Here is a 3,354-nt window from a genome sequence, read left to right as displayed (position 1 = left end):
CCATATCAAAATGATATGGTCTTTTACAAAGGTTTGGGTGTATGTAAAAACACTTAAAATATGTGTATTACCTAATTTAAATATAACTTAGCCTCTAATTCTTGAGATATTGCTAAATTATATATATAAGCATTACTTACTTCAACAATTAATTTTTCTTCTAACTCTGAAGATAAGTTCATACTATTTATTTTTGTAGCATAGTTCATTACATAAGCTCTTATATTTTTTATTCCATCACAATTATAGTAATTTAATCCTTCTACGGGAACTTTATAATTTACACTTAATAAAGATACAAATGTTCTTCCTCCAAATAAATCTGCTATAAATCTAGTATATGCATATGCTACTATTAATTCTGGGTTTGTATTTCCTATTTCTTTTATTTTTTCTACAAAAGCAACTGTTGATGCTAATAATTCATATTTATCTAAGTTTTCACCTAAAAAATATTCTAAATCTTTTTCTATTAATTTATATCTATATAATTCTGGTGTTGCAAACTCTTTAACAACTTCATTATCCTTATTATTTTCTATAGTTTCTTCTATTACTTTGTACATTGCACTAAGATTAAATAAATACTCTACATAACTATCTACTGATGCATTTCCAGAGACTATTCTTTTTAAAATTCCTGAGTGCTCTGCTGCACTATGTAAAGCTCCTGTATTTTGTCTTATTTTAGTTATTAAATCCATAACTGTCACCACCTATATTATTTATTTTTGAATTCTAATGTTTATTAATTATACGTCTTTATCATATATTTAATTTGTGATAATGATTATCATTATTATATATTCCCTGTTATACCGTCCTTAAACATCTTTTTATAAAAAATAAAAAAGCGGTTACAAATATTAATTCCGTAACAGCTTTTTATATTCTTATATTCTATTTTACTGTAAATTCTTTTACTATTTTTACTGGATTATCTTTTGAATCGTATGTTTCGATAGTTATACGATAATCACCAGTAGATAAAGTTACACCCATTAATTCTATACTTGCATAATTTAGTTTATTCGAAGGGAATGACACAGACATCCCAATTCTACCTGGTAAGGTTCCTCCACTTAAAGATTGTAACTTGATTTTATCCTGCCCAAATGTATATAATAAATCTTCGTTAAATGTTAACTTTAAAAGTGTACCCATAGAACCCTTAGATACTTCTATATTAGTAATATCTAATGAAGATTTATCTTCTTCAGTATTCCCTGTAAATTCCGGAATTTTATAATGATCTACAAATCCATTACGATAGTTGCCATCATAATCAACATATAAAACCCATATTCTAGAGTTCTTTGTTAAACTATAACCTGATAAATCTATATCTAATTCATTATAATTAGAATTTAAGCTTACTTTTGTGCTTTTTATTTTCCCACTAAGTACATCTTCTGCCATTGGTGTAGTTGAATCACCAGCTAATATTGAATTGTTCCATTCATATATTCCATAGTATAATGTTCCACGTTCATCTGAATTAAATTCAAATTTTATTTTATCCTTTGCATAGCGGTCTATATTTTCGCCACTTATCACAGGTGGATTGAAGTGAGATCTAAATGAACCTTCAACAATACTTCCATCAGGCATATTTATTGAAACAGTATACTTATTGTCCTTATGTCCATAGTTATCTGGTACAATTATTGTATAAGTTTTCTTATCTGGACTTACAATGAATTTTGCACCTTTAGTTGTAAGAGAAGATTCAGTTGGACATATAATTTTGAAGTCATCTAATTTAAGATCTCCCTTAACTGGTTTATTAAATGTAAATACAAATCTATTAGATTCAACCTCTGCTACATAATCTAATTTATACCCATTACTTTCAGGTTTTTCTTCATATTTTCCTAATGAAATAGGACCATAAACAGGTGATGTTCTTCCATCATAGCCTTCCATAACATAGTATAAATCATATTCTTTGTTCTCTTCTAAATCTGATATTACTATTTCATTATATTCTGTTTTTATAAATACCTTAGTACCATTTTCTTTTATATCTTCTGTATTTATACTATTATTTGAACGTGAATTATTTTTTTCTACAAGCTTATAGTATAAATATCCACCTTCATCAACACCGTAAACATCTAAAACAGCTTCTGTTGAATTTGTTCTATCTAAAACAACTTTTGACGCTGTAGGATGGTTATAGCTGTAATTAAATTCTTTACTAATTATATTTCCATTTGGCAGTGTGATATATAATTCATATGTATTATCTTTATAATATGAAGTATTTAGTGTATAGGTCTTATTATCTTGCGTTGTCACATCAAACACAGTCATTGAGTTTCCACCATGACATATTATAGAAATATCTGATAATTTTAATGCTCTACTTGTTTTTTCATTTAAAGTAAATTCAATTGTTCATTGTTTTTTAAGAGTTATTGAACTTATTTCATATTTATCTTCTCTTCCAACAAATGTGTTATTAGCAGATTCATTTATCACAACATTTTCTTTAGGAATTTCAGTATAAACACCAACATTATCTCCATTTATTTCTACAGAAGTCAATGTACCATTTCCCATTACCTTTGTAGAATCACCATTAATTGTTGCTTTTCCTACTGTAACACCTTCTTTAATGTACATACTACTCTTTTTACCATTCAGGTTAACTTTATCTACATTATCATTAATTCCTATGCTTGTACTATTTCCACCATCATTAATTTGATTTACTTTTTTATTTATTGTTACATCTGCATAGATTGAATTTTCATCGATATTCATAATTTTCGTAGGTATATCAAGAAGTAATGTTCCATTTAAAAGACTTAGATTTGAAATTTCACTATCTCCATAAATAGATACATTTCCATTAATATCTACTTTGTTTATTTCTTCAACATTTTCTAAGTATAAAGTTGGTCCACTTATATTTTTATTTATATTTAATGAAGCATTACGATATCTTTTAACCTCTTTGTTTTCAACTTTTACATATGGTACTTTTGAGTTATTGATTTGTACTTGATATTGTACTCCATCTTGTAATGTTAATTTTTCTTGAATTTCTATATTATCTAGTACAACTTTACCATTAACTACAGAAGAATCAATAAAAATATTTTTATATGTTTTGTTAGATATTGTGACTACACCGTCTACTAAATCATCTTTAGTAATAGTAAGATTAGTAACTACTATTTCTGGTTCATTTGGTACCTCTGGAGCTTCTGGCTCTTCTGATTCACCTGGTGTTTCTGGTGTACTTGGTTTTTCTGACTCATCTGGTGTTTGTGGTGTACTTGGATTTGTTGAATCATTTGGAATACTTGGTTTTGTTGACTCCCCTGGCTTCTCTGAAGTACTTGG

Annotated in this window: 2 protein-coding genes and 1 pseudogene; all 3 read right to left on the bottom strand. The window is 27.3% G+C overall.

The genetic code is table 11. The features are described from left to right. Nucleotides 1-71: 71 nt before the first annotated feature. The gene (locus J7G74_RS12010) at nt 72-704 is read right to left on the bottom strand and encodes a biliverdin-producing heme oxygenase (RefSeq protein ID WP_297135686.1); all 633 of its coding nucleotides are present in this window, start codon (nt 702-704) and stop codon (nt 72-74) included. Nucleotides 705-900: 196 nt separating this feature from the next. After that, complete coding sequence (locus tag J7G74_RS12005; protein WP_297135683.1) at nt 901-2,316, bottom strand: hypothetical protein; 1,416 nt, start codon at nt 2,314-2,316, stop codon at nt 901-903. Between the two features lie 84 nt (nt 2,317-2,400). Continuing rightward, nucleotides 2,401-3,354: pseudogene (locus J7G74_RS12000) on the bottom strand (hypothetical protein); the annotation flags it as partial.

Source organism: Terrisporobacter sp., assembly GCF_017888745.1.
Classification (GTDB): Bacteria; Bacillota; Clostridia; order Peptostreptococcales; family Peptostreptococcaceae; genus Terrisporobacter.
The sequence above is the reverse complement of the archived record's forward strand: the minus strand, read 5'-3'. Positions and strand labels throughout refer to the sequence as shown.

What these genes read in the sequence shown, in the direction of transcription:
- J7G74_RS12005 (WP_297135683.1), bottom strand. Translation starts at nt 2,316, where the DNA reads ATGACTGTGTTTGATGTGACAACGCAAGATAATAAGACCTATACACTA.
- J7G74_RS12010 (WP_297135686.1), bottom strand. Translation starts at nt 704, where the DNA reads ATGGATTTAATAACTAAAATAAGACAAAATACAGGAGCTTTACATAGT.